Below are 24,874 nucleotides of genomic sequence, written 5' to 3' on the forward strand. Positions count from 1 at the left end.
GATGCGACGCCATTATTTTCCATCCATTTTGCTTTACGGTCTGGGGCTCACATTGGCGCTCTCTCTGGCCTTCAATGGCTTTCTGCTTTATCAACAAACCCGCCCACGACGACTCTATGAATTTGAGTTATCCAATGCTGCTACCAACATGGACGCCATGAGTTGTCAGCAGCAACTTTCGGAATGTATTCGTAACAATCAACAAAAAGATAGCCTATTACAAAAATATGAATAAGACCCTCATGCTCGCAAGTTTCTGTGCTTTGTTGTGGTGTACAAGTTGCTCAGAAAAAGAAGAAGAGAAGGAAGAAATTACCAAGTTTTTGGTAACTACCCCTCTCAAAAAAGACACTACCATTACGAAAGACTACGTCTGCCAGATTCACGCTTTTCGTCATATTGAGCTGCGCGCCCAGCAGCGAGGCTACCTCCAAAACATCTACGTGGACGAAGGGCAGTTTATCAAAGAAGGCCAAATGATGTTTCAAATCATGCCCAAACTGTACGAAGCCGAGGTACAAAAAGCCGAAGCCGAAGCTAAGTTTGTCAGCATCGAATACCGAAACACCAAACGCCTCGCCGATAGCAACATCGTAGCCCCCAACGAATTAGCAATGGTCAATGCCAAATGGGACAAAGCCAAAGCCGAACTTGCCTTGGCCCAAGTACACTTAGGGTTTACCAAAATCAAAGCGCCATTTTCGGGCATCATGGACCATTTTCAAGTACGTCCAGGAAGTTTGGTGGACGAAGGTGATTTGCTCACTACGCTCTCAGACAACAGCAAAATGTGGGTATATTTCAACGTACCCGAAGCCGAATACCTCGATTTTAAAAGCAAGGCACAAGACGGCAAAAAGATGTCGGTTAACTTGGTAATGGCTAACAATCAGCTTTTTGGCCATTCGGGCATTGTTGAAACGATTGAAGCCGACTTCAACAACGAAACGGGTAACATTGCCTTTCGGGCTACTTTCCCTAACCCTAAAGGGCTGCTTCGTCACGGTGAAACGGGCAATATTCAGATGGTCGTACCGCTTCGCAACGCCATCATCATTCCTCAAAAAGCCACATTCGAGATTCTTGAGAAAAAGTACGTTTATGTGGTAGGTAAAGACAACGTCGTGCGATCACGTGAGATTAATATTGCGGCCGAAATGCCCGATTTGTACGTGGTAAAAGATGGTTTGGCCGCCGACGAACGCATTCTACTCGAAGGTATCCGTAAAGTACACGACAACGAGAAAATTCACTTTGACTACCAAGATCCGCACAAAGTGTTGGCCAATCTTAAAGTATATACTGAGTAATAGCTGTTCTCCCCAAAACATCGCACGAATATGTTTAGTAAATTCATACATCGGCCAGTACTTGCTATCGTCATCTCGCTGGTCATCATTTTTATGGGGATATTGGCTATCACTAGCTTACCCATTTCACAGTTTCCCGAAATTTCGCCCCCAATGGTTATCGTAAGGGCTTCGTACCCTGGAGCCAGTGCCAAGGTACTTACTGAATCGGTGCTGATTCCGATGGAACAGGCCATCAACGGGGTGCCAGGCATGAAATACATGACTTCTGACGCCACCAGTGCGGGGGAAGCCAACATTCAGATTGTCTTTAACCTCGGTACTGACCCCGACCAAGCCGTCGTCAACGTCAATACGCGTATTGCGCAGGTTCTCAACCGTTTGCCCATCTTAGTACAGCGCGAAGGGGTCATCGTAAACCGTATCGTTCCTAACATGTTGATGTACGTCAACTTGTACAGCAAAGACCCCAAAGCCAACATGAAGTTCCTCTTCAACTTTGCGGGGGTAAACATGCTACCTGAACTTCAGCGGATTACGGGGATTGGGCAGGCCAGCATCTTGGGTAGCCGCCAGTATGCCATGCGGATTTGGCTCAAACCCGACCGTATGCGGGCCTACAACATCTCCGCCGACGAAGTCATGGAAGCGTTGAACGACCAAAGTGTGATTGGGTCGCCTGGACGGATTGGCCGAAGCGACGGAAAACGCGCCGAAGCCTTGGAATATGTACTGACTTACCAAGGGCGTTTCAACGACGTTGAACAGTATAAAAATGTAATTGTAAAGGCCAACTCTAACGGTGAGTTGCTCAAACTGAAAGACATTGCTGAGGTTGAGCTCGGAAGCGAATATTATGACATTTATTCCAACCTCAACGGCTATCCCTCGGCGGCGATTATGCTCAAGCAGACGTACGGAAGTAACGCCAGCGATGTTATCAAGAGCGTAAAAGCCAAACTGGACGAAATGAAGAAAACGTCGTTTCCTCCAGGGATGGACTATGAAATTAGCTACGACGTTTCGCACTTCTTGGATGCCTCCATCGAAAACGTAATTCACACCCTGCGCGATGCCTTTATTTTGGTGGCCTTGGTGGTGTTTATCTTCTTGGGCGACTGGCGCTCTACGCTTATCCCTACGCTGGCGGTGCCTGTTTCGCTGATTGGGGCGTTCATTTTCATGCAGTTGTTTGGGCTAACCATCAACATGATTACGCTCTTTGCGTTGGTACTTGCGATTGGTATCGTGGTGGATGACGCCATTGTGGTCGTCGAGGCCGTCCATGCCAAAATGGAAGAAGAGCCTCACCTCACGCCTTACAAAGCCGTCAAGAAAGTACTTCGCGAAATCAGCGGTGCCGTTATTGCCATTACGTTGTTGATGACCGCCGTGTTTGTGCCTGTGGCCTTTATGACAGGCCCCGTGGGGATTTTCTACCGCCAGTTTTCCATCACAATGGCTACGTCTATTGTCATTTCGGGGCTGGTCGCACTTACCCTAACTCCCGTACTTTGTGCGATGATTTTGAAAAATCACCACGGCCACAAACGCAAGAAAACCATCATCGACCGCTTCATTGATGCCTTCAACCGAGGTTTTGAAAAACTAACGGGTCGGTACGTGGGGCTTTTGCGCCTTATCGTCAACCGCCGCGTGGTGACTTGGGGAATCTTGTTGGCTTTTGGCGTCGGAATTTTCGGAATTACGGCCAAACTCCCTTCGGGCTTTATTCCAAGTGAAGACCAAGGGATGATTTACGCCATCGTACAAACGCCTCCAGGCTCGACCTTGGAACGTACCAACGACATTACCCGCAAGCTCCAAGCAATTGCCGAAAAAGTAGAGGGTATTCAGTCGGTTTCAGCCCTTGCGGGGTACGAAGTACTTACCGAAGGGCGGGGTTCAAACGCAGGTACGTGTTTGATTAACCTTAAACCTTGGGACGAACGTAAACACACCGTCAACGAGATTATTTATGAATTAGAAGAAAGAGCCAAAGTTATCCCAGGGGCAACCATCGAATTTTTTGACCCACCAGCCGTACCAGGGTACGGAGCTGCGGGTGGTTTCGCGCTGCAATTGTTGGACAAAACCAACACGGGTGATTACAAACAACTCGAAAAAGTCAGCTCTGATTTTATGAATGAACTCAAAAAACGGAAAGAACTGACGGGTTTATTTACCTTTTACAGTGCCAATTACCCCCAATACGAACTCGAAATCGACAATAAATTGGCCATGCAAAAGGGTGTTTCAATCGGCAACGCCATGAATACACTCTCAATTTTGATTGGTAGTACGTACGAACTCGGTTTTATTAAGTTCCAGCGATTCTTTAAGGTGTTTGTGCAAGCATCGCCCGAATACCGCCGACTTCCTGATGACGTCATGAACTTGTACGTCAAGAACAAGTACGACGAAATGGTGCCTTTCTCGGCCTTTATGCGCATCAAAAAATCGCAGGGCGCCAACGAAATCAACCGCTATAACATGTACACCACCGCGGCTTTCCGTGGGGCACCTGCCAAAGGGTACAGTAGTGGGGAAGCCATCAAGGTGATCCAAGAAGTAGCCAAGAAAACGCTCCCAAGAGGCTACGACATCGACTGGGGCGGGTTATCGAAAGACGAAGTAATGCGCGGCAACGAAGCCCTTTACATCTTCCTCATTGTATTGGCCTTTGTGTATTTTGTGCTTGCTGCCCAGTACGAGAGCTTTATTCTACCGTTGGCGGTGGTGTTCTCGCTGCCTGCGGGGGTCTTTGGTTCGTTCTTACTCATCAAAGTGATGGGCTTGGCCAACGACATTTATGCCCAAGTCGGGTTAGTCATGTTGGTCGGGTTGCTGGGGAAAAACGCCGTTTTGATTGTGGAATTTGCCGTTCAGAAACACAAAGAAGGCTTCACCGTTTTAAACGCGGCCATCGAAGGGGCCAAGGTACGTTTCCGCCCTATCCTCATGACATCTTTTGCCTTCATTGCGGGGTTGATTCCGCTCGTACTTGCCACAGGCGCAGGAGCCATTGGCAACCGTACGATTGGTTCGTCGGCTTTAGGAGGAATGCTTTTCGGGACTGTATTCGGAGTCATTATCGTCCCAGGGCTGTACTTTATTTTCGGAAAAATCGCCGAAGGTCGTCAGTTGATTAAAGGTGAAAAAGAGAATCCGTTAACCGAAGAAATTGAGCACTAATGTTTAAGAAAATCATCACACTCGGTATAGGAGTCGTGGGGTTAACGCTAGCCATTTCGGGCTGTAAAACCCCTGCGTTGGTCACCAAAACCGAAAGAAATACGTTACCTGCGAGTTTTAATAACTCGCAGGACTCGACCAACAGCGCCACGATTCGATGGAAGGAGTTTTTCACAGACCCCTACCTAACAGCCTTGATTGACAGCGCCTTGCAAAACAATCAGGAGCTAAACATTACGATGCAAGAAATCGAAATCTCGCGCAACGAAATCATGGCTCGCCAAGGGGAATACAAACCTTTTGTGGGTGTCCGTGGAAGTGCTGGCGTGGACAAAGTGGGGCGTTATACCAACATCGGCGCCAGCGAAGCGACCACCGATATCAAACCTGGCCGAGAAACCCCCGAACCGCTCCCCAATTTTTTGGGCGGCCTGTTTGCTACGTGGGAAATCGACATTTGGCATAAACTCCGCAATGCCAAAGATGCCGCCGTGCATCGGTATTTGGCGAGTGGTGAAGGTAGAAATTTCATGGTGACCAACTTAATTGCCGAAATTGCTACTTCGTACTATGAGTTATTGGCCCTTGACAATCAATTGGCGATTATTCACCAAAACATTGATATTCAGAATAATGCTCTTCGGATTGTTCGCCTTCAAAAGGAAGCTACCAAAGTGACCGAATTGGCCGTACGGCGGTTTGAAGCTCAGGTATTGAACACCCAAAGTTTGCAGTATAACATTCAGCAACGGATCATTGAGATCGAAAACCGCATCAATTTTTTGGTGGGACGCTATCCCCAAACCGTGGCTCGTAGTTCGCAAGATTTTGGTAATTTAGTCCCAGCCAACATTCATACGGGCTTACCTTCACAGTTGCTGGCCAATCGCCCCGACATCCGTCAGGCAGAGCAGGAGTTGGCCGCCAACAAACTAGACGTACAAGTTGCCAAAGCCCGTTTTTACCCTTCTCTTGGCATTTCGGCAGGTTTGGGCTATCAGGCTTTCAATCCTTTGTATTTGTTAAAAACCCCTCAATCGCTCATTCTTTCGTTGGCGGGAGATTTGACGGCACCGTTGGTCAACAAAAACGCCATCAAGGCTTCTTATTTCAATGCCAATGCCAAGCAGATTCAGGCGGTGTACAATTACGAACGAACGTTGTTGAATGCCTACATCGAGGTGGCAAACCAAATGGCCAAAATCGGTAATTTGGAAAAAACGTACGACACCAAATCGAAGGAAGTTCAAGCCCTTACGCAGTCGATTACGATTTCTAATAACCTGTTTAGTTCGGCCCGTGCCGACTACATGGAGGTGTTGTTGACCCAACGCGACGCCATCGAAGCGCGGTTCGACCTTGTCGAAACCAAAATGCAACAGATGAATGCCGTTGTCAATATTTACCGCGCCCTGGGTGGGGGTTGGAATTAATTTATTTTCCGTGGTCAGTATGAAAAGGTTTTTTTTGCCATCTATAATCAAAAGACCAATGAAACACCTTTTCACAACCCTCTTAATCGGTTGGGCAGCCATCGCCAGCGCCCAACCGACCCAACGAAATCTCCTCGGCAACGCCTATTCGCTTGATGCCGTTCGGCAGGTGCTCATTCCCCAAGCGCAGTTTAAACCTTACCCCAAAACCGCCGTCGAATGGCAGTCCCAACTGCCCGATAGCGTGATGACACGGGTCATAAAAGCAGGAGAAGCCGTGTTGAACTACAAATTTGAAGCCATTGCAGGCAGCGTTTCGATGGATTTTGTACGCTCAGGCGACCGCGAACGCCACGGTAAACTTTCGTACGGAAAGCGAAACGCACTCATTGATCTTATTTTGGCCGAAAGCGTGGAGGACAAAGGCCGTTTTACGGAAGCCATTTTCAACGGAGTTTGGTCGATTTGTGAGGAAAGTTTTTGGGGCGTTCCTGCCCACATTAGCGGTACAGGTCTGCCCAACGTCGAAGACCCCGTCGTGGATTTGTTTGCCGCCGAAACCGCTGCCGTACTTTCTTTTGCCGACTATTTTGTGGGCGAAAAATTAGATAAAATCAACAAACTCATCCGCAAGCGAATTTACTTTGAAACCAATCGTCGGTTGTTTGTTCCAATGATTCAAAACCCCGACCGCTACGGTTGGATGAGTAAAAAAAATGCGGTCAACAACTGGAATCCGTGGATTATGTCCAACTGGATGACGGCGACGCTTTTGCTGGAAAAAGACGAAAAACGTCGCGCAGAGCAACTACACGCCGCTATGCTCGGTTTGGATTTGTACCTCAACGGACTGGGAGAAGATGGTGGCTGCGACGAAGGGCCGAGCTACTGGTTTGCGGCAGGGGCGTGCGTATTTGATTGTTTGGAATTGCTAGAAGCTGCTACTCAAAACAAAGTAAGTGCTTACCAGCAGCCGCTCATTCAAAAAATGGCTTCGTATGTTTTTAAAACCCACATTGCGGACGATTACTTTGTCAATTTTGCCGATGCCGACCCCAAACTCAAGCCCGACGGTATTATGCTGTATCGTTTTGGCAAAAAAATCAACGATGCCCAACTCATGCAATTTGGGTTATGGGCAACCGAAAAATATCCCTTGGCGGTGTCCAACAACGGCTTCCACCGCATGCGTCGCATTCAGAACTTACTCACCATCCAAGAATTACCTTCCACCAAAGCCACGTACCAACCCGTAAAAGACGCTTGGCTCGGCGATATTCAAGTACTAACGGCTCGGAGTAGCAATGGTTTGTACTTGGCTACCCACGGCGGGCACAACGCCGAAAGCCACAATCACAACGACGTAGGCGATTTTCTACTTTATGCCAACGGTGAGCCTGTTATCATCGACGCAGGTCGCGGCAACTACACCGCCCGTACTTTTTCATCTAAGCGGTACGAGCTTTGGTTTACCCAATCTCAATACCATAATTTGCCAATTGTCAACGGATTAGGACAACTTGCGGGACGAACCTACGAGGCGCATAACGTCAAAAGTATCATCAATGAAAAAGAAGCAATGTTGTCGATGGACATTGCGCCTAGCTACGCCAAAGAAGCGGGAATTCAAGCATGGAATCGTTCGGTGAAGCTCAATCGCGTAAAAAATAGTGTCGAAATAAACGATGATTTTACGTTGACTCAAAAACCCACTTCGCTCCAGCAAATTTTTATGACTGTTTGCGATACGGATTTAACCACTCTTGGCAAAATCAAATTGACTACTCCCAAAGGCCAAACCTTTGTTATTCAATACGATAGCAAACTCTGGAATGTATCAACTGACCTTCCTTCTACCGACGGGATGGAATACGTTAGTTTCAAAACCAAATGGGACAATCGCCCCGTGCGGCGGCTTATTCTTTCGCACAAAGCATTGCCACAGAAAGGGAAATCGACATTTTTAATTATGCCGAATTAGGCACATTGTTTGTTACGTTTCTTTAAGTTTTACCCGCGGATTAACGCAGATTAAGAGCCGCAGATATTCGCTGATGAAAATAGCTTCATTAAGTCAGTTATCAGCGAATATCTGCGTTTGTATTATTCTGCGCGCTTCTGCGGGTAAAAAATGAAATTATGTATTAAGCTAGTATTTTCCCTTTTTTCATCTTCGATGTAGCTAAATAGGCGCTAAAGTCAAAACTTAGCGTTAACTTTACTTACACATTCTACACCAAAAGGCCAAAACAGCTGTTTTTGACGCCTTATTGCTCATTTTTTTCCCTCAAGTGGCTAATCATGGCATGGTTCGTGTAAATGAAATTAAGTTAGTTACATTGACGATTGGTATGGAGATGCTGACTTTTAGGTTTACTTTACTCCTTTTTATAGTTGAATTTGTACTTGGCACACGGTCTCAAGCGTGCGTGGTAGATTCTTCTAATACGGGGTCGTCAGCGCCTTCAACCAAGAAAATTGCGATAGCTCCCCCCAAAAAAAACGTTCCTCAAAACCCCAAGCGGTTTCCTCAACTCAACAACGGTGGCATTCAGTACGCTTACAATCAGCGGTACCAAAGTGCGCAGTCGATGTTTCTGCAAGCCCAAGAATACGATGCCAACAACGATACCCTACTGTATAATCTCTCGCTTGTCACGGGTGTATTGAAAGAATACGATACCGCCCTACAACTCCTGACTCAGACAGGAGCTGGGCAGCGTTATTTGCACAATAAGGGCGTTTGGGAAGCTCAAAAGGGCGATATTCAGCAGGGCTTGGCCACGTGGGAACACGCCCCTCCTAGCGATACACTCATTTTTAACATCGCTTTGGCCCATTACAAATTAGGTGATTTGCAGCAGTCGCAAGATTGGGGCAAACGAATTGGGTTTGCCAAAGCGGCCGAGTTTCACGAATTGGCCGCCAATGTTCATTTTAAATTGGGAGATTTTAAGCAAGCCGAACGCCTCTACGAAAAAGCCGACAAACTCGCAACGCGCGTGGGCAAGCACCCAAGCGGGCCACGCTTTTTGGTACAACGCGGAAACAGCTCGCTGGCCTTGGCCGAATATACAGCGGCGGAGGCGCTTTACCGCGAATACCTTGCCACCAAAGACCCTTATTATCGCTTTGCGGCGAGGCTGGGTTTGGGGCACGCACTTTATCGGCAACGCAAGTACCAAGAGGCCGTTTTGGAGTACGACGCGGCTTGTCGGCTCAACGATTTTTCGGCCGAAGCGTGGCTAAGTTTGGGCAATGCGTACGTCGGTACCAGCGGTCAGCGCCAAGCCCAAAAAGCGTACGAGCGGGCGTTGGATTTAGATTCTACCCAAAAACACGCGTGGCTTGGCTTGGGCATTATTTATTATAGGCTTCAAAACTACGGGGAAGCGGTATGCTGCTTTGACCAAGCGGGTGAAATTTTGAATGCCAAAAACCCGCATCATGCCGATTTTTTTGCCGCACGGGCTTTTTGTAGGCTTTATTCTCACCAAACCGCGCTGGCAAAAGATGACGTTCAAACAGCGGTGCAGCTTTCGGGAAAAGGTTTATTACCGTGCTTGGCCATGAGCGAGTATTGCCGCATCGAAGGGTATTTTTTAACCTCCCTAAAATGGTTGGAAAGGGCCATTCGGGCCAACCCCGAAATCAGCGTTCGGATGCTTGTCAATCGAGGAAATATTTATATCAAATGCAACGAGTACCAGCAAGCTCTCGACGACTTCACCCAAGCCCACGCCCTCGACCCGAGCAATATCAACGCGAGCAATGGCTTAGGCGTTTCGTACCTCAACATCGACGACATCGACCGCGCGAAGGTACTCTACGATAGCCTTTTGCGTAAAAAGCAATTGCCGATGCTGTACAACAACCGTGGGATTGTTCAGTCGTATATGTCATTGCGTGAACGCCACAACCGCGACCAAGCCGAAGAAGCCAAGTTTTCCGACTTATCGCTCAAAGATTTTGAAAAAGGCTTAGAAGTTGATTCTACCAAAAAGGCGTACAATGTCAACATTGGGAATGTCTTCAAAAACCGCCACGAAGAAACGGCAGCCATTGAGCATTATCAATTGTATTTAAGCAAAAACGCCATCAATAACATGGGCGTTTTGTTTGCCAAAGACACCCGCAAAGACTTTTCGAAGCACTACATCGACATTGCGATTACCTACGACTCGTCAAACACGATTTATTTGTACAATCGCGCCAAACTTCACCACGATCATTTTAAAGACCAGTTTTTTCGCCGAGCCGATTTACAACAGGCGTTTAAACTGAAACCTACCCAAGACATCAGCCTCAAGTACAGCCCCGATGGGTTTATTACAATTTTCTTGTTTGACTACGAATTTGAGACGTACCATTTTCCTGGCGACCCGCTGTTCGACATTCATCCTCAGCCGATTAATGACTTTGCATTTTTGCCGTCGTTGGATTTTATTCCGATGAAAGAAGGAGGAGAAATTAGGACACGAAACGGAAAAGGAGGGTATTTGGTCACAAAAAATCAACTTCAGTTTCGTCCCGCTTCGCGCAAACAACGTGGGCAAACAAAGTGCCCTAAGATACGGTAATACCTTCCCGAAAGTTTAGAACTTTCGGGAAGGTGAACTCACACTTATATACGATAATAATCTTCCCAGCCCTTGCGCGGCGGGATACCCGTGAGCATGGCGTTGGCAAAAGGATGGTTGGTGATGGTTTTTGTCGTACGGTCAAACAACAATTTGGTGTTCAAACGTTGCGCCATCACGCCCAATGCAAATACCTGACACAACGGGCCTGCAATGTCAAACGGTGAACGCGTTTTTTCTTCTCCTTGGCACGCCAACAAGAAGTTTTTGAAGTGGTTGGACGGGCTAGCAGGCACCACTGGTAGTTTCGACTGCATCTCCAATGCTTTTTCCTTTGGAATAATACTCAACGTACTTCCGTGCGAACCGCCCTTGAAAATGAGGTCTTTCGAGTAAATAATCTTGCCAGGATTCAGCGTCGCTGCCTTGATTTTCTGGCCTGCTACCACGGGGATATTGGGGTCAAGTTCTGACAAACCGTATCCATCTGGCAGCGGTGGCTGGTTGTTTACTCCGTCGTACCACGTAATGTCCACGGCTGGCATTCCTTTTCTCTCTGGGAAACGGAACAAAAGCGTCGATGACATCGGGAAGAAGAAGTCATTGTGTCCATCCAACTTCACCGCAGTCACTTCGTTTGGCAACCCGAGGTCGAGGAATTGGTGGGCCGTATCCAAGATGTGCGCGCCCCAGTCGCCCAAAGCACCCATGCCGAAATCGTACCAGCAGCGCCAGTTGCCGTAGTGGTATTTTTCGTTGAAATCGTGGTACATGGTATTCAAGTGCCACGTCTCCCAATCCAACGTTGATGGAATGGGTTGGGCCTCTGGGTATTTTGAAATCTTGGGATCCCAACCGTGCCATCTGCGGGCCGAGTTCATGTGGGCCGTAATTTTGGTTACGTCTTTGATAATACCCGCATCTTTCCACGCTTTAAATTGGAAGTAGTTAGCCTCTGAGTGCCCTTGGTTTCCCATTTGGGTCACCACTTTTGGGTTTTTCTTCGCTAATTTCATCAACAACTCCGACTCGTGAAACGTACGAGCCATTGGTTTTTCGACATACACGTGCTTACCCAACGACATCGCATGGACGGCCACTACGTAGTGAGCAAAATCTGGGATACCGATAGAAACCGCCTCAATCTGATTTCCCATGCTGTCAAACATCTTACGGAAATCTTGGAACTGTTTGGCATTGGGGAACATCGCCGCAATTTCTTGCGTGTGCTTCGCTCCCATGTCAATGTCACAAAGCGCCACAATCTCGGCCAAGCCCGTTTTGTTGAGTTCTTTGATAATTTCACTTCCACGGAAACCAATCCCAATACACGCCAATTTGACTTTTTCGCCTTTTCGTGCTGGATTTGTCATAATGCTTGGACTCAACTGCCCCAAAGCTAGGCCCGAACCCGCAACCCCCGCTTTTTTTATAAAATCCCTTCTAGTTGTCATTTGGTAACGATTATGTTAAAACTTTAAAAATCTTGCTTTACTGTTTATCTTCGAGAGCGGTCGGGTTGTGAGCAACCCGACGCACCATATTACCCCCAACACCATATAACGATTATTTTTTTTCTAAAATCTTGATGTTTTTAAACCACACTTCGTCTCCGTGGTCTTGGAGTAAAATGGGCGCTTCGGTCGCATTGCCAAAATCGGCGTACTTTTTGTATTTACTGTAGTTGACCAACGCCCGCCACATCTGGTTGTTGCGGTCGTATTCTACTATTTTCACACCATTGAGCCAGTGTTCTACGCGGTTGTTATTTACCACAATCATGGCCGTATTGAAGTCGTCCTTTTTAAGTGGTTTTTTGGGATCAGCCGTAATCAAATCATAAAGCGACCCTAGCGTTCGGTTTCCTTCAACGCCCGCTTTCGCGTCGGGATGTTTGTCGTCGTCCAACACTTGATACTCACAGCCAATTCCCGACGAATTTACGAAGTACTTGATGCCGCTGTTGGCACCTTCGGTCAGTTTGAAGTCTATTTTTAGGACAAAGTTTTTGTACTTAGTCGTTGTAATAATATCTCCCCCGCGAGCACTTTTCAAGACTTTCAACACGCCGCCTTCCGTTGACCAACCTGTGGCGGGAAAACCGTCGGCTTTTGTGCTTTTCCAGCCAGCGTTGGTTTTTCCGTCCCAAAGGAGTTTCCATCCTTCGGTTTTTTCCTTTTTCGTCAGGGTATTGTCTTCAGATTGGGCGTACGAGAGTGAAGTACAGAACAATAAAGAAGCCAACAAACATTTTACTTTCATGCTTTCTTAGATTAATATTTACCATAAGAAGGCATTTTTGGCCAAATGATACTGCAATCAGAGCGGAATTTTAAGTTCCACGCGCGTGCCTCGGGGGTTTCCTTGCTCGTCCATCAAGTCGATGGTAATGGCACTAACGGCCTGGGTACGGTTGGCATTGAGGAGGCGAATGCGGCTATCGGTAAAGGAAGTGCCGCGCGAAATATGCGAGCGACGACGGTGGGAGTTGATGTACGCAGCAGCCTCGCGGCCAATACCGTTGTCTTCAATGACGCACAACAAATCTTCAAACTGTCTCAGAATAACCACTTTAAGCTGCCCTCCACCTTCTTCTTTCGGACGAAGCCCGTGTAAGATGGCGTTTTCGATGTAGGGTTGGAGCAACATCGGCGGAATCTCCGTCCGCTCGGCATCAATGGTTTCATCAATGTCGATGTGGTACTCAAATTTATTCTCAAATCGAAGTCGCTCTAAATCAATATAATACGATAATGCCCGCGTTTCGTCGGCCAGCGATACGCGATCGTTCACCGAGTTTTCCAGCATCTGACGAATCAGTTTTGAGAATTTTGCTAAATAATTCAGCGACTCTTTGGTCTCTTGTTTGAGGATAAAATGTTGAATCGATCCCAGCGCATTGAACAAAAAATGCGGATCCATTTGGGCTTTCAATGCCTGCAAACGCAGGTCGTGGTTGATATGCTCAATGTCCAAACGTTGACGCTCAATTTCCTCGTTTTGTTGGCGAAGCAACGCATTGGTATCATCCAAAACTGCTCGCTGACGATCGGTTTCATCCAAAGCCTTTGTCAACTTTTGCTGATTACCACGGTTGACCAGTTGAAGGTAAATAAAGGCCACCGTCAGCAGAATCATACCCCGAATGATGCTCATGTGCGCTACCTGCGGGTTGTCGTAGTGGGCGTCATTGGCAATCCAGGCCGACCGAGGGATTAAGTCTGTCACGTAGTCAAACGACAGCACCGTCAGAAATATCCATCCAAGCCCAAGCAACATTTGCAGCCACTCGGTGATTTGAAAAAGCAAAATAGGCAGGATAATCATGGCCATAAACGAAATTTTGGCCGCCGAAGCAGGCCCTTCGGTTAGCAATCCAGCACCTATCAAATTGAACACAGGCGGCGTGAGCACAAACCACCACCGCGCCGTCGAGTACCACCCCAAGCGGTTGATAAAAATGGGTATCAAATAGCTCAGAATCGCTAAAAAATGCAGAATGAAGACATCAAGTACTTGAACGTAGTTGAACAATGGCGCGATGAGCATCAAACTAACTGTTACCGCCAGGCGGTTGGTCAGTTTCACTTTGTTTCTACGTTCTTCGGAAAGCGTGTCGGTAATGCCTTGTCTCGACACCCAACTCCATAAGGGTCGAACCCAACGGACCAAGGTCTGTGAGAAGGCATTTTTCTTGGCATTTAACGATTCCGAAAGCGCTTTCAACATACGTTATGATTTTAAAACACGATAACGGATTTCGTAACGGTTAGGGACAGACGTCGAAACCGTAATCGTACCTGCTTGGGCTGCGTTGTAAAGCTCCATCCGTTGCCACATCAGGTTCAATGAGGCATTGTCCGTCTCTGATTTATTATTGATTCCCAATAAAGGCTCTCCCGTTGGCGCATTTACTTCAATGCTCCCCACAATGTACCCATTCTTATAATCAAACCCAACTTGCAGAAAACCATCGGTGTCTTTTCTAACCAAAATACCTCGGTGCAAGGCAGTTTCAATCAACGGGTATATCAACAACGTCGGAATCTGCCAATCTTTGACGGCTTGGTCATACTGCACTTCAAAGCCAAATTTGTCAGCATAACGGATTTTTTCCAATTGCAAACACTGCGTTAACAACTGGCATTCGTCCTCTACCGTACAAAAAGTTGTTTCGGACTGTTGCAACAAACTATTCATACATTCCGACAGCGCCGTCAGGTACGCAAGCGTACTTTTTCGTTCGTTGAGACTTACAAAATACCGAAATGTGTGCAGTGCATTGAAAACAAAATAAGGGGTTGTTTGCGACTGCAACACCCGTAGCTGCAAATCCCGATTGATGCGTTCTATCTCACTTTTTTGGGCCAAAATCAATTCATTTTGCGTTCTCAACACTTCCGAATATTGCTTTTTGCTGCGATAACGAAGGTAAAAAACCAACATCAATACCAACGCAAACACACCCGTCAGCAGAAGAATATTCCGAACGTCACGCTGAAACTCCGACTCTTGAGCGGCTTCGATGACGCGTGCCGCAAACAAGTCTTTCTCAATTTGTAATAACTCCAAGTCGTTTTGATTTCGCATCGAATCGTTCATCACGTTCAGAAATACCAATTTCCACATGTGCGCGCCCAAATACTTACGGGCGATTTGCTCAAAATCACGCTGAAAATCAGCACTTTCAAAATACGCATCGACGGGTACTTTCCAATCGCTTTTCTGAGGATAAATCCCCGCAAAACCTGGGCGTTTGATGGCCCAAACGGGCTGGCGTTTGACTTTGAGGCCACGCTGAAGCGCCACAATATATATCGACAATGGCAGATACCCAAACGCTTTCTCATCTTGGGAAATCGCCTCGGCAATCTCATAATCATTGTTTTTAAACGTTGTCGCCACCTGAGGAATCCGCGACCGAAGTTTGGCAAGGTCTTCGGCCATGGTGGTATTGTCCATCGCAAAGCTGTGCATCTTTTTGGCACCGTCTAAAAACGCTTCGGGCGATTTGTACAATGCTTGGTTGGCGTGTGTCACTAGCACGTTGAGGTCGGGCATGTAGGGCGGGGTAAATTGAAGAAACTTGGCCCGCTCGGCGGTGATTGACACGTACCCCCACGCAAAAACCCCTGCTTGTTTGCTGTTTTTGATGGCCGCTATCATCTGCTGAAAATCGGGGTTTTCCACCCAGTTGACAGCCAACTTTACCCCGTATTTTTTTTCGGTAAAACGCACAAATGCTTCCATCACTTCGTACTCCACGCCCATCAGCCGCCCATCTGAAGCCTTGAACACAAACGGGTCGATGCCGTTCCAAAGCGACGTGACTGTTCCTTGTTTATTGCGCAGTACTTCTTTCCACGAATCACCCTGATACGAGGCTGCTGCCTGCGCAAAAACACTTAGTTTCCACAACACAGCCAGCCCTATCAGTAGCACTTTTTTCATTGATTTCTGTTCGCGATTTTGGAGTTTTATCTTAACCTCCAAAAATACCAAAACCCAGCGAAACCATTGGCATATATATACGTAAAATGCCCCGAAACGGGGCATCCACTTATTTAGCGTAACAAATACGTATTTTTCCAAAAAAATAGTCCCCTAAAAATACTTGATGAATAGCTCAATGAGCTTTTTGACTTTGTTGGTATAAGGCGGGTAGATAAACTTCATCGTTCCAAATTGTCGTTTAGTAACTCCCCTCAGATTGCTCATTTCTTGAAATCCGAAAAAACCATTCGACTTTCCAATTCCGCTGTTGTTTACGCCCCCAAAAGGCACTTCGGCGTTGCTAAACTGCAACATCATGTCGTTGATGACCGTATCACCCGCCGTGGTATTGTTCAGAAAATAATCAATACTCCGTTGGCTATTACTGTGAATGTACAAAGCCAGCGGTTTTTCTTTACTGTTAACGTACCCAATCACCTCCTCTTTGTCGCGGTAGGTCAACACAGGTAGCACAGGCCCAAAAATTTCCTCTTGCATCACTTTCATGCTATCGTTGACATGGGTAAGGAGCGTTGGTTCAATGAAATTTTGGTCAGCAATGGTAGCCCCACCCACTTCAATTTTAGCACCCCTTTCTACGGCGTCGTTCAGGTACCCTTTGATGCGCTGAAAATGACGTTGGTTCACAATGCGGGCATAACTATCTGACGTTTCTACTTTTGTGCCATCTGAGGCGTACATTTTTTTGACAACCTCGCGGTAGGCATTGACAAACGCGTCTTTTTTCGACTCGTGAATCATGACATAATCAGCCGCAATACACGTTTGTCCGTTGTTCAAACATTTACTCCAAGCTGTCATCTCAGCTGCTTTTTGAATATCTGCCGTTTCGTCAATGATATTAGGCGACTTCCCTCCTAGCTCCAGCGTTACCGATGCCAAATGCTCCGCCGCCGCCCGCATCACCACTTTGCCGATGGAAGGCGCTCCCGTAAAAAAGATATGGTTAAACGGCAGTTTCAATAGCTCCGTAGCCACTGTGGCATCGCCTTCTACCACCGCCACTTCGTTTTCATCAAACAATTCACCAATCATTTTTTTGATAAATCCCGAGGTATTAGGCGTCATTTCTGAAGGTTTGATGATGGCGACATTTCCCGCCGCAATCGCCGAAACCAAGGGCTTAATGGCCAACGAAAGCGGGTAGTTCCAAGGCGAAATAATCAGGACATTTCCCTTGGGTTCGTGTTTGATGTAGCTTACGGTACCTATCATCCCCATGGGCGTCGAAAGCCGTTGCGGAGCTATCCAACGTTTCAGGTTTTTGCAAGCAAATTTTATCTCCGAAGTAATGCTATAAACTTCCCCTAAAAGCACTTCAGAAGCTGGTTTTCGGAAGTCATCGTACATGACTTTTTCCACTTCTGCTTGGTGTTCCATCAAATACGCCTGAATCTTTTGGAGTTTTACTTTCCGCTCATTGGCGTCAGTAAGGGCAATGTAGGCTGCTTTGCGCCGCTGTTTTTCAAAAATACGCTTACAGTCCGCATGGACCGTTGGTTCTTGTACTATCATAGGTTTTGGTCAAAAAGGTTAGGTTAAGTCAGCGTTGGGTAAGTACAAAAATACAATTTTTCAGCAGGATAGTTACATATTTTTAGTAAAACAGAAATTTATCTACTTTTACTAAAATTTTTATCAAAATCGCCATGAGCATTGTCAGCGACAACATGAAATACTTGCGGAAATTGCACGGAATGACGCAAGACCAATTTGCCCGCCGAATTGGCATAAAACGGGCTTCTGTGGGCGCTTACGAGGAACAACGCGCCAATCCCAACATCGACGTTTTGAAGGTAATGTCGAAGTTGTTCAATGTTTCTGTTGACGATTTGCTAAAAAAAGACCTTCGGAAAATCCGCGAAACACCGAGTCTTATTCCCATCGACAAACCGACGGTTTCATCGTTGGTATCAGAGCCTCAAGAAAAAGAACCACAGACACTTTCGAGCATTTTTGACCAGTTTTATGTGCCGCCTACATCCACACAGCCACGCCCACAGCCTGTGCCTGTGAGCTCGCCCGTTGCCGTAGCGCCACCTGTCATTGAGCCTCCCAAACCACCGAGCCCGCCCAGTTATTCGGCGCCCGTTACACCGCCGCCTGTGGTACCGACTTATGCCCCAGCGACGACGTTTAACAACAATTATGACGGGGGTTCGGCTACCATTGTCCAAACACCGAGTGCGTACGACAAGCCAAATCCACAGGCGATTCCTTACGTTCGGCAATCGCAAATGAAGGAGTACATTGACAAGTTTTCGCAGAACGATTACGTCAAACGTCTTCCTTCCTTTGAATTTCCACTTTTGCCCAACGGCAGTTACCGCGCCTTTGAAGCAGGCGACGATTTTTCGTACGTCAATTCTTTTTTGGTGGGTCAACAAATCAGCAATTGGTACGACATCGCCGATGGGAAAATGTACGTTTTGGTAGCGCGCAATTTGGGGGTGGTTTGCCGAAGAGTTTATAACCAAGTAAAAATCAAAGGAACACTTTTGTTGAGTTCAGATAAAGTAAACATTCCTACCTTTGAGGTGCCCATCAAGGATGTACTGGAAGTGTGGGAAATCAAGGCATTTTTTAGCACAGTTTTGCCCGAGCCTACCGTTTCGCTTGACCATCTTCGGTATTTAGTGAATCAAATGCACGAAGAACTGAACCAAATTAAGAAATAGATGGGTTGTTAATACATGTCTAAAGTTATTCTCATTACTGGAGCTTCGACGGGGATAGGTCGCACTACCGCCGAGTACTTAACAAAACTAGGGCATCGCGTATATGGCACCAGTCGCAAACCCTTCAACGAGGTCGTTTCTTTTCAAACGGTTGTGATGGACGTCACCGACGATACTTCGGTGCAAAACGCCATTGCCCACGTTCTTCAACGGGAACAGCAAATCGACATTCTCATCAACAATGCAGGTTTGGGAATTATTGGTGCCCTTGAAGAGGTTCCCGAGGAGATGATTCAACGGGTTTTTGACACCAACGTATGGGGACTTTTGCGGGTATGTCGCGCCGTGTTGCCTGCCATGCGCCAACGCCGCAGTGGGCTTATCATCAACGTGGGCTCGATTGCAGGCCGCATGGGTTTACCTTTTCGGGGCATTTACAGCGCCAGCAAAGCCTCGGTAGAAATCCTGACCGAAACCCTCAGCATTGAACTCAAACCTTTTGGAATTGAGGCATGTAGCGTATTACCTGGCGATGTCCGCACCAACATCAACGCCAACCGTTTGGTGGCGCACAGCTCTTCCAATTCGCCTTACCGCGCTTACGTGGACGACATGAATGCCAAGGTAAATGCCGAAGTAAGCGAAGCCGCCGAACCAATGTACATTGCCAAAACGATTGAAAAAGTAATCAACGCGAAGTCGCCCAATATTTATTACGTAGCAGGGCCGTTTCTCCAGCGTGCTTCACTGTTACTCAAGCGCTTCTTACCTAGTCGAGTTTTTGAATATTTACTTCGGGAAAATTATGGGATGAAGTGACGATAGGCATTTTTGAGGGTTTTTGAAAGGGGACTAATAACGACTAAATTGCCCCCTATTCGACATTCTGCACTAGAAATTCGACACTTCCTCTACCTTTTTTTCATATAAAACTTCACCTCGTGTTGGCGAAGAAACTCTTTGATAATGTCGGCGCTGATGCAAACACCTACGTGTAAAAACGGATGATTAGAAATCTTGGCGCGGTGGGTTCCCCCTACCCAAACGTCGTGATTGACCATGTCAAACCCCATGTGCAAGTGCCGAGTCGATTGTTGCATTCCGTAAACTGTGCCTTCGGTATCAAACAACGGGCCACCACTTTGTCCTACCAATCCTGGGGTACTCATTTCAATAGCAAAGGGAGTTCCTGACTCATCGGCAATATATCGAGTGACAATTCCATCAATGGGAAACGAAGGTGTTACTTGGTTGTTGGTTCGAACCCACTCAATGTCGTCCAAATCTGAATTGTAGCGAAAGTTGGTATATTCGGCAAACGGATACCCCAAACGGCACAATGACTTTCCAGGTTTGGCACTAGCTCCATCGGCGACAAATTCGGCAGGACGTTGAAAAAACTTTTGTCCCGTTCCTTCAAAACGCAAAAGTGCTAAATCGTATTTTGGGTGGTACGTGACGTGGATTTGGGATAGACTTTCAAAGCAATTGATAAAATCGAATTTTTGCCCAATAACCGTCCCCAACTTCATATTAAATTGTTCTTCCAATCGTTGCCGCAAATAGTCGTGCTGAGGCTCGCGTAAAATTTTACGGTACTCAGCCATAAAACGTGCGTAGTGCTGCTGGATAGCTCCCACGTTGACAATCAAATCGGCTACGTGCTTGCAAGTGATGGCATCGCCGTTTTCATTGATAAAAAACAAGGTCGCAGCGCCAGGTCTGATTTCGGCTTGGTTGTATAAACGAGTGATAATATGAATAGGTCGAGTAAACTCACTAACGCGTTCGATGGCTTTTACAAACATTTTGTCTCTTAGGTATAAAGTTATTGCAATACTATAGTACAATTCTCGTACCACAAAAAAGCCCTCAGCGGAATTTCTGAGGGCTTGGGGAATTAAAAAAGAGAAAGAAAATCGTTAGACCAACGGCGCACCCGCTAAAATTTGCGGACTTGCGTAATCGCTGTATTTAGCAAAGTTGCTGCGGAACAAATCGGCCAGGTGCAAAGCTGCGTAGTCATAAGCTTCGGCATCGTTCCAAGTCGCACGTGGGTTAAGCAATTCGCTAGGCACATTTGGGCACGTTTCTGGCATTTCAAAGCCAAAAATCGGGTGTTTCACGTAGTTTACCTCTTCCAAATCGCCTTTTAATACCGCCGTTATCATCGCCCGCGTATAGGCCAGTTTCATGCGCTCACCCTCGCCATAGCCACCACCCGTCCAGCCCGTGTTGATAAGCCAAACGTTTACTTGGTGTTGGTTAATTTTTTTACCCAACAAATCAGCATATCGCGTTGGGTGAAGTGGTAAAAATGCCGCGCCAAAACAAGCCGAAAAAGTAGCTTGCGGTTCTTTGATGCCCATTTCGGTGCCTGCTATTTTGGCAGTATATCCCGAAATAAAATGATACATGGCCTGACCTGTCGTCAGTTTTGAAATCGGTGGCAGTACGCCAAACGAATCTGTGGCCAAGAAAAAGATGTTCTTAGGCGCGTCTCCCCGCGACGGCTGCATGATGTTCGGAATGTAGTCAATGGGGTAGGCAGTGCGGGTATTTTGAGTCACCGAGCTATTGGTATAATCAACGGTGCGCGTTCCTTCGTAAAAGCGGGTATTTTCGACAATCGTCCCAAAACGAATCGCGTTAAGAATCTCAGGTTCGCGCTCGTGGGTTAAGTTAATGACTTTGGCATAACACCCTCCTTCAAAATTAAACACTGTGTCGCCCGTCCAGCCGTGTTCGTCGTCCCCAATTAGCGAGCGGTTGGGGTCAGCCGATAAGGTGGTTTTTCCCGTCCCCGACAAGCCAAAGAAAACGGCCGTATCGCCTTCTTTGCCGACATTGGCCGAGCAGTGCATCGACAATGTGCCGCGTTCGTGGGGCAATTTGTAGTTTAGTACCGAAAACACCCCTTTTTTCATTTCGCCTGCGTAGCCCGTTCCCCCAATCAAAATCACATTTTTGGTCAGGTTTAGAATGGCAAAATTTTCGCTGCGGGTTCCGTCAACGAACGGATCAGCTTTAAATTCGGGGATATTGATAATGGTAAACTCTGACTCAAACTGGCTCAATTCTGTTTCAGAAGGGCGCAAAAACATGTTATGACAAAACAAATTGTGCCACGCCCAAGTGTTGACCACGGTCAGATTGAGGCGATAATCGGGGTGGTCGCACACGTAGCCTTGACGAACATACACCGTTTTATCTTCCAAAAAGTCCAGCATTTTTTTGTGCAAAGCATCAAATTTTAGGGTGTCAAACGGGGTATTGATTTCGCTCCACCAAACCGAGTGCAATGTTTTCTCGTCGTTGACAATGTAGCGGTCTTGCGGTGAGCGTCCCGTAAATTCGCCCGTATCGGCCATCAATGCCCCTGTGTCAGTCAGGTGACCTTCGCCGTTGAGGAGCGCGTGTTCGACCAACGTCGCTGGCGGTAAATTGAAATGAAATTTGTTGACCCGTTGTAGTCCTAACGAGTCGCGAACCTCTTCGGTATCGACGAGGACGCGTTCCAAAATTGCAGTCATGCTAGTATGTTGTGTTGATGAAGTGGAAGGGGTTAAACTAACCACTACAAAAGTACACAGCAAGCGTAATTATAAAAATAACCGCTGGTGTTTTTTATAATTTTTGACAATTATTTCATCAGCGATTTAAAATTTTCTTCAGCTCCTTCACATTACCAATAATAATTAGACGATCTCCTGGCCGCAGTTCGGTTTCGGCATCAATATCTAGGTTGAGCTTTTTAATTTTTCGGGTATTTCCCCAGAGGCTTTTTTCATTTTTAACCTGCACATACGCTACTACTTTTAGCTCTTTGGCCTGCGCCAGCTCCGTTTCAGATAATTTTTGGTAGTAAAACTTTTGGGGAATCGACAATTCCATCATCGACGAATTATCACAAATCTGCACAGAATTATCAACCAAAGGCAGGGTTAGCTTATTGGCGACTCGTTCGGCGGCATCTTCTTCGGGAAAAAGAATTTCGTCCACGCCCAAGGCTTCAATCACCGTTCGATGCACATCGTTGAAAGCTCGACTTATGAGTTTTTTTACATTTTGTTGTTTCAGCAACGCCGTAATCAGTACCGAAGCCGCAAAGTCTTCACCAATGGCCACCACTACCACATCCATTTCTTTCAGGGGGACAGTGTGGAGGTTGGTCGCGTCTGTACAGTCCATACAAACGGTATGCGTAATTCTATTTTTGAGGGATTCGACTTTATTGAGGCTAATATCGGCCCCAATCACCTCATGCCCCATGTCGGTAAGCCGAATGCTGAGGGTAGAGCCAAAATTTCCAAGACCTACTACAAAAAACTTCATGATTTTCTAGTTTATGAAAACGTTTTCGTTGGGGTACTGATAGTTCAGCGCTTTAACCCGTCGCACAAAAGCCACAAACAAAGTAAAAGTACCAATCCGTCCAACAAACATAAGAACAACTAATACCAGCTTGGTGACATCTCCCAAAAATGGCGTAAGGTTTAGAGTCATTCCTGCCGTTCCAAAAGCAGAAAAGCACTCGAACGCCAAACCAATCAAAGGTTTTTCAGGCTCTAAAATGGTGATAATGAGAATGGCAGGACCAATAATCAACAAAGACAACGTAATAACCGCAAACGCCCTTCTGACAGATTCAGAAGGAATTCGGCGCTTCATTACCTCTACCCTGTCCTTGCCTTGCGCCAAACTCAGAACGTTGAGCAACGCCACCGCAAAGGTGGTAACTTTTATCCCTCCTCCCGTTGAGCCTGGTGCCGCCCCAATCCACATCAACAACAAGAAAATCAGGACAGTTGCAGGGTATATTTGCCCAATGTCAAAGGTTGTAAACCCCGCTGACCTTGGCGCGGTTGAGGCAAAAAATGCCATTGTAATTTTTCCAAATGTACTGGTTTCATTGGCCAACGCACCGTTGGATTCGCTCCACCAAAATGCAAGCGTACCGACCAGAAGCAGCAAGGCGGTCATCACCATCACCAAACGGGTATTGATACTGACCGACCGAGACATGTGCTGCACTTTGAGACCGTAGCGTATCCACAAATAAAGCTGTCGGCCGTAGTGTTTGAGGTATAGGTAAAAGTCATTGATAATACTGAAACCAATTCCCCCCATGATGACAAGCACAATAAGCACCCAATGCAAACTGGTATTTTGACGCAGATACTCATTGTAAAGGCCATTAGGAACGGAAGAAAAACCCGCATTGCAGAAAGCAGAAATGCTGTGAAAAACGGCAAACCGAAGCCGCTGACCATTGGTGGCAAAAAGATCTGTGGTATCAAGTGTCAAATAAATAAACAACGCCCCTACCAGTTCGATAAACAGGGTAATAAAGATGATTTTGAACAAAGATCTAAAGACATCGCCTATTCGGTCGGAAGTGGCAATATCTTTTAGAAACAACTGATTTTCAATCGAAAAACCACCTTGGTATAAATACCCAAAAAAACTGGTAAATGACAACATCCCCAGCCCACCCAATTGAATCAATATTAGCAAGATAATCTTACCCAAACGGGTAAATTCTACGGCCACATCCACCGTCGATAAGCCTGTCACACATACCGCACTTACCGACGTAAACAACGCATCGACAAAGCTAAGGCCATGAACCGTAGCCCGAGGCAACATCAGTAACCCCGCCCCTATCAACGCCAGCAATAAAAAGCTAAGAATGAATGAAAGTGCAGGATTGAAGCGTTGGGAGTAAAGCGAAAGCACTTTACGCGAAATATCAAAAAGTAACAAAAAGCCGCAAATGGCCAAACTGCCCACGTTCATCCACGAATGTGGTGCAAACGCATGTTTGAGGTGATTAAATTTATAGCCACAAACAAATAACAGCACGATAATCAAGAGCAGCCGCAACGCATTACTCAGGTTACTTTTACTTGGAAACAGCAACGTACGCAGGGCAAAAGCCACGGTAAAAGTGCTCAAAAAAAGCAAATAGACACTCGAAAAAAAAACGGGCTTAGAGACGTGCCGAAACCCCAAGTCATAGGCCATTACAACGGCTGTTACAAGCCCTACATACAGAGAAAATTGCTCAAAAAAATTGTGTAATGAATGGAGCAATTTTATCTTGAAGCGCTGATAACGGTGATAAAGACGACGTAAAGCCATTGAATCCCAAATAGGTTGTA

The 24,874-nt window shown here is 46.6% G+C and carries 17 protein-coding genes; 8 read left to right on the forward strand and 9 right to left on the reverse strand.

Translation table 11 applies throughout. The annotated features are described in order from the left end of the window. Position 1: 1 nt before the first annotated feature. From K339_RS35590 to K339_RS0131970, 6 genes are all read left to right on the forward strand, one after another. Complete coding sequence (locus tag K339_RS35590) at positions 2–235, forward strand: hypothetical protein (RefSeq protein WP_037302443.1); 234 nt, start codon at positions 2–4, stop codon at positions 233–235. Beyond that, positions 228–1,310, forward strand: a complete 1,083-nt coding sequence (locus tag K339_RS0131950) for an efflux RND transporter periplasmic adaptor subunit (protein ID WP_028527225.1) — start codon at positions 228–230, stop codon at positions 1,308–1,310. The genes K339_RS35590 and K339_RS0131950 overlap by 8 nt, the downstream gene beginning before the upstream one ends. A gap of 30 nt (positions 1,311–1,340) precedes the next feature. Then, positions 1,341–4,505, forward strand: coding sequence for an efflux RND transporter permease subunit (locus tag K339_RS0131955; RefSeq protein WP_028527226.1), 3,165 nt, complete (start codon positions 1,341–1,343; stop codon positions 4,503–4,505). Then, entirely contained in the window at positions 4,505–5,938 is a 1,434-nt protein-coding gene (locus K339_RS0131960; RefSeq protein ID WP_028527227.1) for a TolC family protein, read from the forward strand. Before K339_RS0131955 ends, K339_RS0131960 begins: the two co-directional genes overlap by 1 nt. A gap of 58 nt (positions 5,939–5,996) precedes the next feature. Beyond that, positions 5,997–7,919 (forward strand): heparinase II/III domain-containing protein, encoded by a 1,923-nt coding sequence (locus tag K339_RS0131965; RefSeq protein WP_028527228.1) that lies wholly within the window; start codon positions 5,997–5,999, stop codon positions 7,917–7,919. A 325-nt stretch (positions 7,920–8,244) separates the two neighbouring features. Next, on the forward strand, positions 8,245–10,518 hold the full coding sequence (locus K339_RS0131970) for a tetratricopeptide repeat protein (RefSeq protein ID WP_028527229.1): 2,274 nt from the start codon (positions 8,245–8,247) through the stop codon (positions 10,516–10,518). Positions 10,519–10,562: 44 nt separating this feature from the next. Here K339_RS0131970 and K339_RS0131975 read toward each other — a convergent pair whose 3' ends face one another. The 5 genes from K339_RS0131975 to K339_RS0131995 all read right to left on the reverse strand — a co-directional run bounded on the left by K339_RS0131975 (position 10,563) and on the right by K339_RS0131995 (position 17,547). After that, positions 10,563–11,972: a Gfo/Idh/MocA family oxidoreductase gene (locus K339_RS0131975; protein ID WP_028527230.1), complete on the reverse strand. Its 1,410-nt coding sequence runs from the start codon at positions 11,970–11,972 to the stop codon at positions 10,563–10,565. A gap of 112 nt (positions 11,973–12,084) precedes the next feature. Further along, positions 12,085–12,780 carry a 3-keto-disaccharide hydrolase gene (locus tag K339_RS0131980; protein WP_028527231.1) on the reverse strand — a complete coding sequence of 232 codons (696 nt, stop codon included), beginning with the start codon at positions 12,778–12,780 and terminating at the stop codon, positions 12,085–12,087. Between the two features lie 57 nt (positions 12,781–12,837). Next, on the reverse strand, positions 12,838–14,247 hold the full coding sequence (locus K339_RS36465) for a sensor histidine kinase (RefSeq protein ID WP_028527232.1): 1,410 nt from the start codon (positions 14,245–14,247) through the stop codon (positions 12,838–12,840). Positions 14,248–14,250: 3 nt separating this feature from the next. After that, positions 14,251–15,969 (reverse strand): histidine kinase, encoded by a 1,719-nt coding sequence (locus K339_RS0131990; RefSeq protein ID WP_169731927.1) that lies wholly within the window; start codon positions 15,967–15,969, stop codon positions 14,251–14,253. A 153-nt stretch (positions 15,970–16,122) separates the two neighbouring features. After that, positions 16,123–17,547 carry an aldehyde dehydrogenase family protein gene (locus K339_RS0131995; protein WP_028527234.1) on the reverse strand — a complete coding sequence of 475 codons (1,425 nt, stop codon included), beginning with the start codon at positions 17,545–17,547 and terminating at the stop codon, positions 16,123–16,125. A 134-nt stretch (positions 17,548–17,681) separates the two neighbouring features. Between K339_RS0131995 and K339_RS0132000 the strand changes: the two genes are divergently transcribed. Continuing rightward, on the forward strand, positions 17,682–18,710 hold the full coding sequence (locus K339_RS0132000) for a helix-turn-helix domain-containing protein (RefSeq protein WP_028527235.1): 1,029 nt from the start codon (positions 17,682–17,684) through the stop codon (positions 18,708–18,710). 15 nt (positions 18,711–18,725) lie between these two features. Continuing rightward, positions 18,726–19,529, forward strand: coding sequence for an SDR family oxidoreductase (locus K339_RS0132005; RefSeq protein ID WP_028527236.1), 804 nt, complete (start codon positions 18,726–18,728; stop codon positions 19,527–19,529). 92 nt (positions 19,530–19,621) lie between these two features. Here the strand turns inward: K339_RS0132005 and K339_RS0132010 are convergent, their stop codons facing one another. The 4 genes from K339_RS0132010 to K339_RS0132025 form a co-directional block, all read right to left on the reverse strand. Further along, a complete protein-coding gene (locus K339_RS0132010) occupies positions 19,622–20,518 on the reverse strand; it encodes a S1 family peptidase (RefSeq protein ID WP_028527237.1) in 897 nt (298 codons plus the stop codon). A gap of 114 nt (positions 20,519–20,632) precedes the next feature. Beyond that, a complete protein-coding gene (pckA, locus tag K339_RS35600; protein ID WP_037302438.1) occupies positions 20,633–22,243 on the reverse strand; it encodes a phosphoenolpyruvate carboxykinase (ATP) in 1,611 nt (536 codons plus the stop codon). Positions 22,244–22,361: 118 nt separating this feature from the next. Then, positions 22,362–23,045: a potassium channel family protein gene (locus K339_RS0132020; protein ID WP_028527238.1), complete on the reverse strand. Its 684-nt coding sequence runs from the start codon at positions 23,043–23,045 to the stop codon at positions 22,362–22,364. A gap of 6 nt (positions 23,046–23,051) precedes the next feature. Further along, the gene (locus K339_RS0132025) at positions 23,052–24,854 is read right to left on the reverse strand and encodes a TrkH family potassium uptake protein (protein ID WP_051398407.1); all 1,803 of its coding nucleotides are present in this window, start codon (positions 24,852–24,854) and stop codon (positions 23,052–23,054) included. Positions 24,855–24,874 lie beyond the last annotated feature (20 nt).

Source organism: Runella limosa DSM 17973 (assembly GCF_000482465.1).
Lineage (GTDB): Bacteria > Bacteroidota > Bacteroidia > Cytophagales > Spirosomataceae > Runella > Runella limosa.

Coding starts and splice junctions, on each gene's coding strand:
- K339_RS35590 (WP_037302443.1), top strand. CDS start 2: ATGCGACGCCATTATTTTCCATCCATTTTGCTTTACGGTCTGGGGCTC.
- K339_RS0131950 (WP_028527225.1), top strand. CDS start 228: ATGAATAAGACCCTCATGCTCGCAAGTTTCTGTGCTTTGTTGTGGTGT.
- K339_RS0131955 (WP_028527226.1), top strand. CDS start 1,341: ATGTTTAGTAAATTCATACATCGGCCAGTACTTGCTATCGTCATCTCG.
- K339_RS0131960 (WP_028527227.1), top strand. CDS start 4,505: ATGTTTAAGAAAATCATCACACTCGGTATAGGAGTCGTGGGGTTAACG.
- K339_RS0131965 (WP_028527228.1), top strand. CDS start 5,997: ATGAAACACCTTTTCACAACCCTCTTAATCGGTTGGGCAGCCATCGCC.
- K339_RS0131970 (WP_028527229.1), top strand. CDS start 8,245: ATGGTTCGTGTAAATGAAATTAAGTTAGTTACATTGACGATTGGTATG.
- K339_RS0131975 (WP_028527230.1), bottom strand. CDS start 11,972: ATGACAACTAGAAGGGATTTTATAAAAAAAGCGGGGGTTGCGGGTTCG.
- K339_RS0131980 (WP_028527231.1), bottom strand. CDS start 12,780: ATGAAAGTAAAATGTTTGTTGGCTTCTTTATTGTTCTGTACTTCACTC.
- K339_RS36465 (WP_028527232.1), bottom strand. CDS start 14,247: ATGTTGAAAGCGCTTTCGGAATCGTTAAATGCCAAGAAAAATGCCTTC.
- K339_RS0131990 (WP_169731927.1), bottom strand. CDS start 15,969: ATGAAAAAAGTGCTACTGATAGGGCTGGCTGTGTTGTGGAAACTAAGT.
- K339_RS0131995 (WP_028527234.1), bottom strand. CDS start 17,547: ATGATAGTACAAGAACCAACGGTCCATGCGGACTGTAAGCGTATTTTT.
- K339_RS0132000 (WP_028527235.1), top strand. CDS start 17,682: ATGAGCATTGTCAGCGACAACATGAAATACTTGCGGAAATTGCACGGA.
- K339_RS0132005 (WP_028527236.1), top strand. CDS start 18,726: ATGTCTAAAGTTATTCTCATTACTGGAGCTTCGACGGGGATAGGTCGC.
- K339_RS0132010 (WP_028527237.1), bottom strand. CDS start 20,518: ATGTTTGTAAAAGCCATCGAACGCGTTAGTGAGTTTACTCGACCTATT.
- pckA (WP_037302438.1), bottom strand. CDS start 22,243: ATGACTGCAATTTTGGAACGCGTCCTCGTCGATACCGAAGAGGTTCGC.
- K339_RS0132020 (WP_028527238.1), bottom strand. CDS start 23,045: ATGAAGTTTTTTGTAGTAGGTCTTGGAAATTTTGGCTCTACCCTCAGC.
- K339_RS0132025 (WP_051398407.1), bottom strand. CDS start 24,854: ATGGCTTTACGTCGTCTTTATCACCGTTATCAGCGCTTCAAGATAAAA.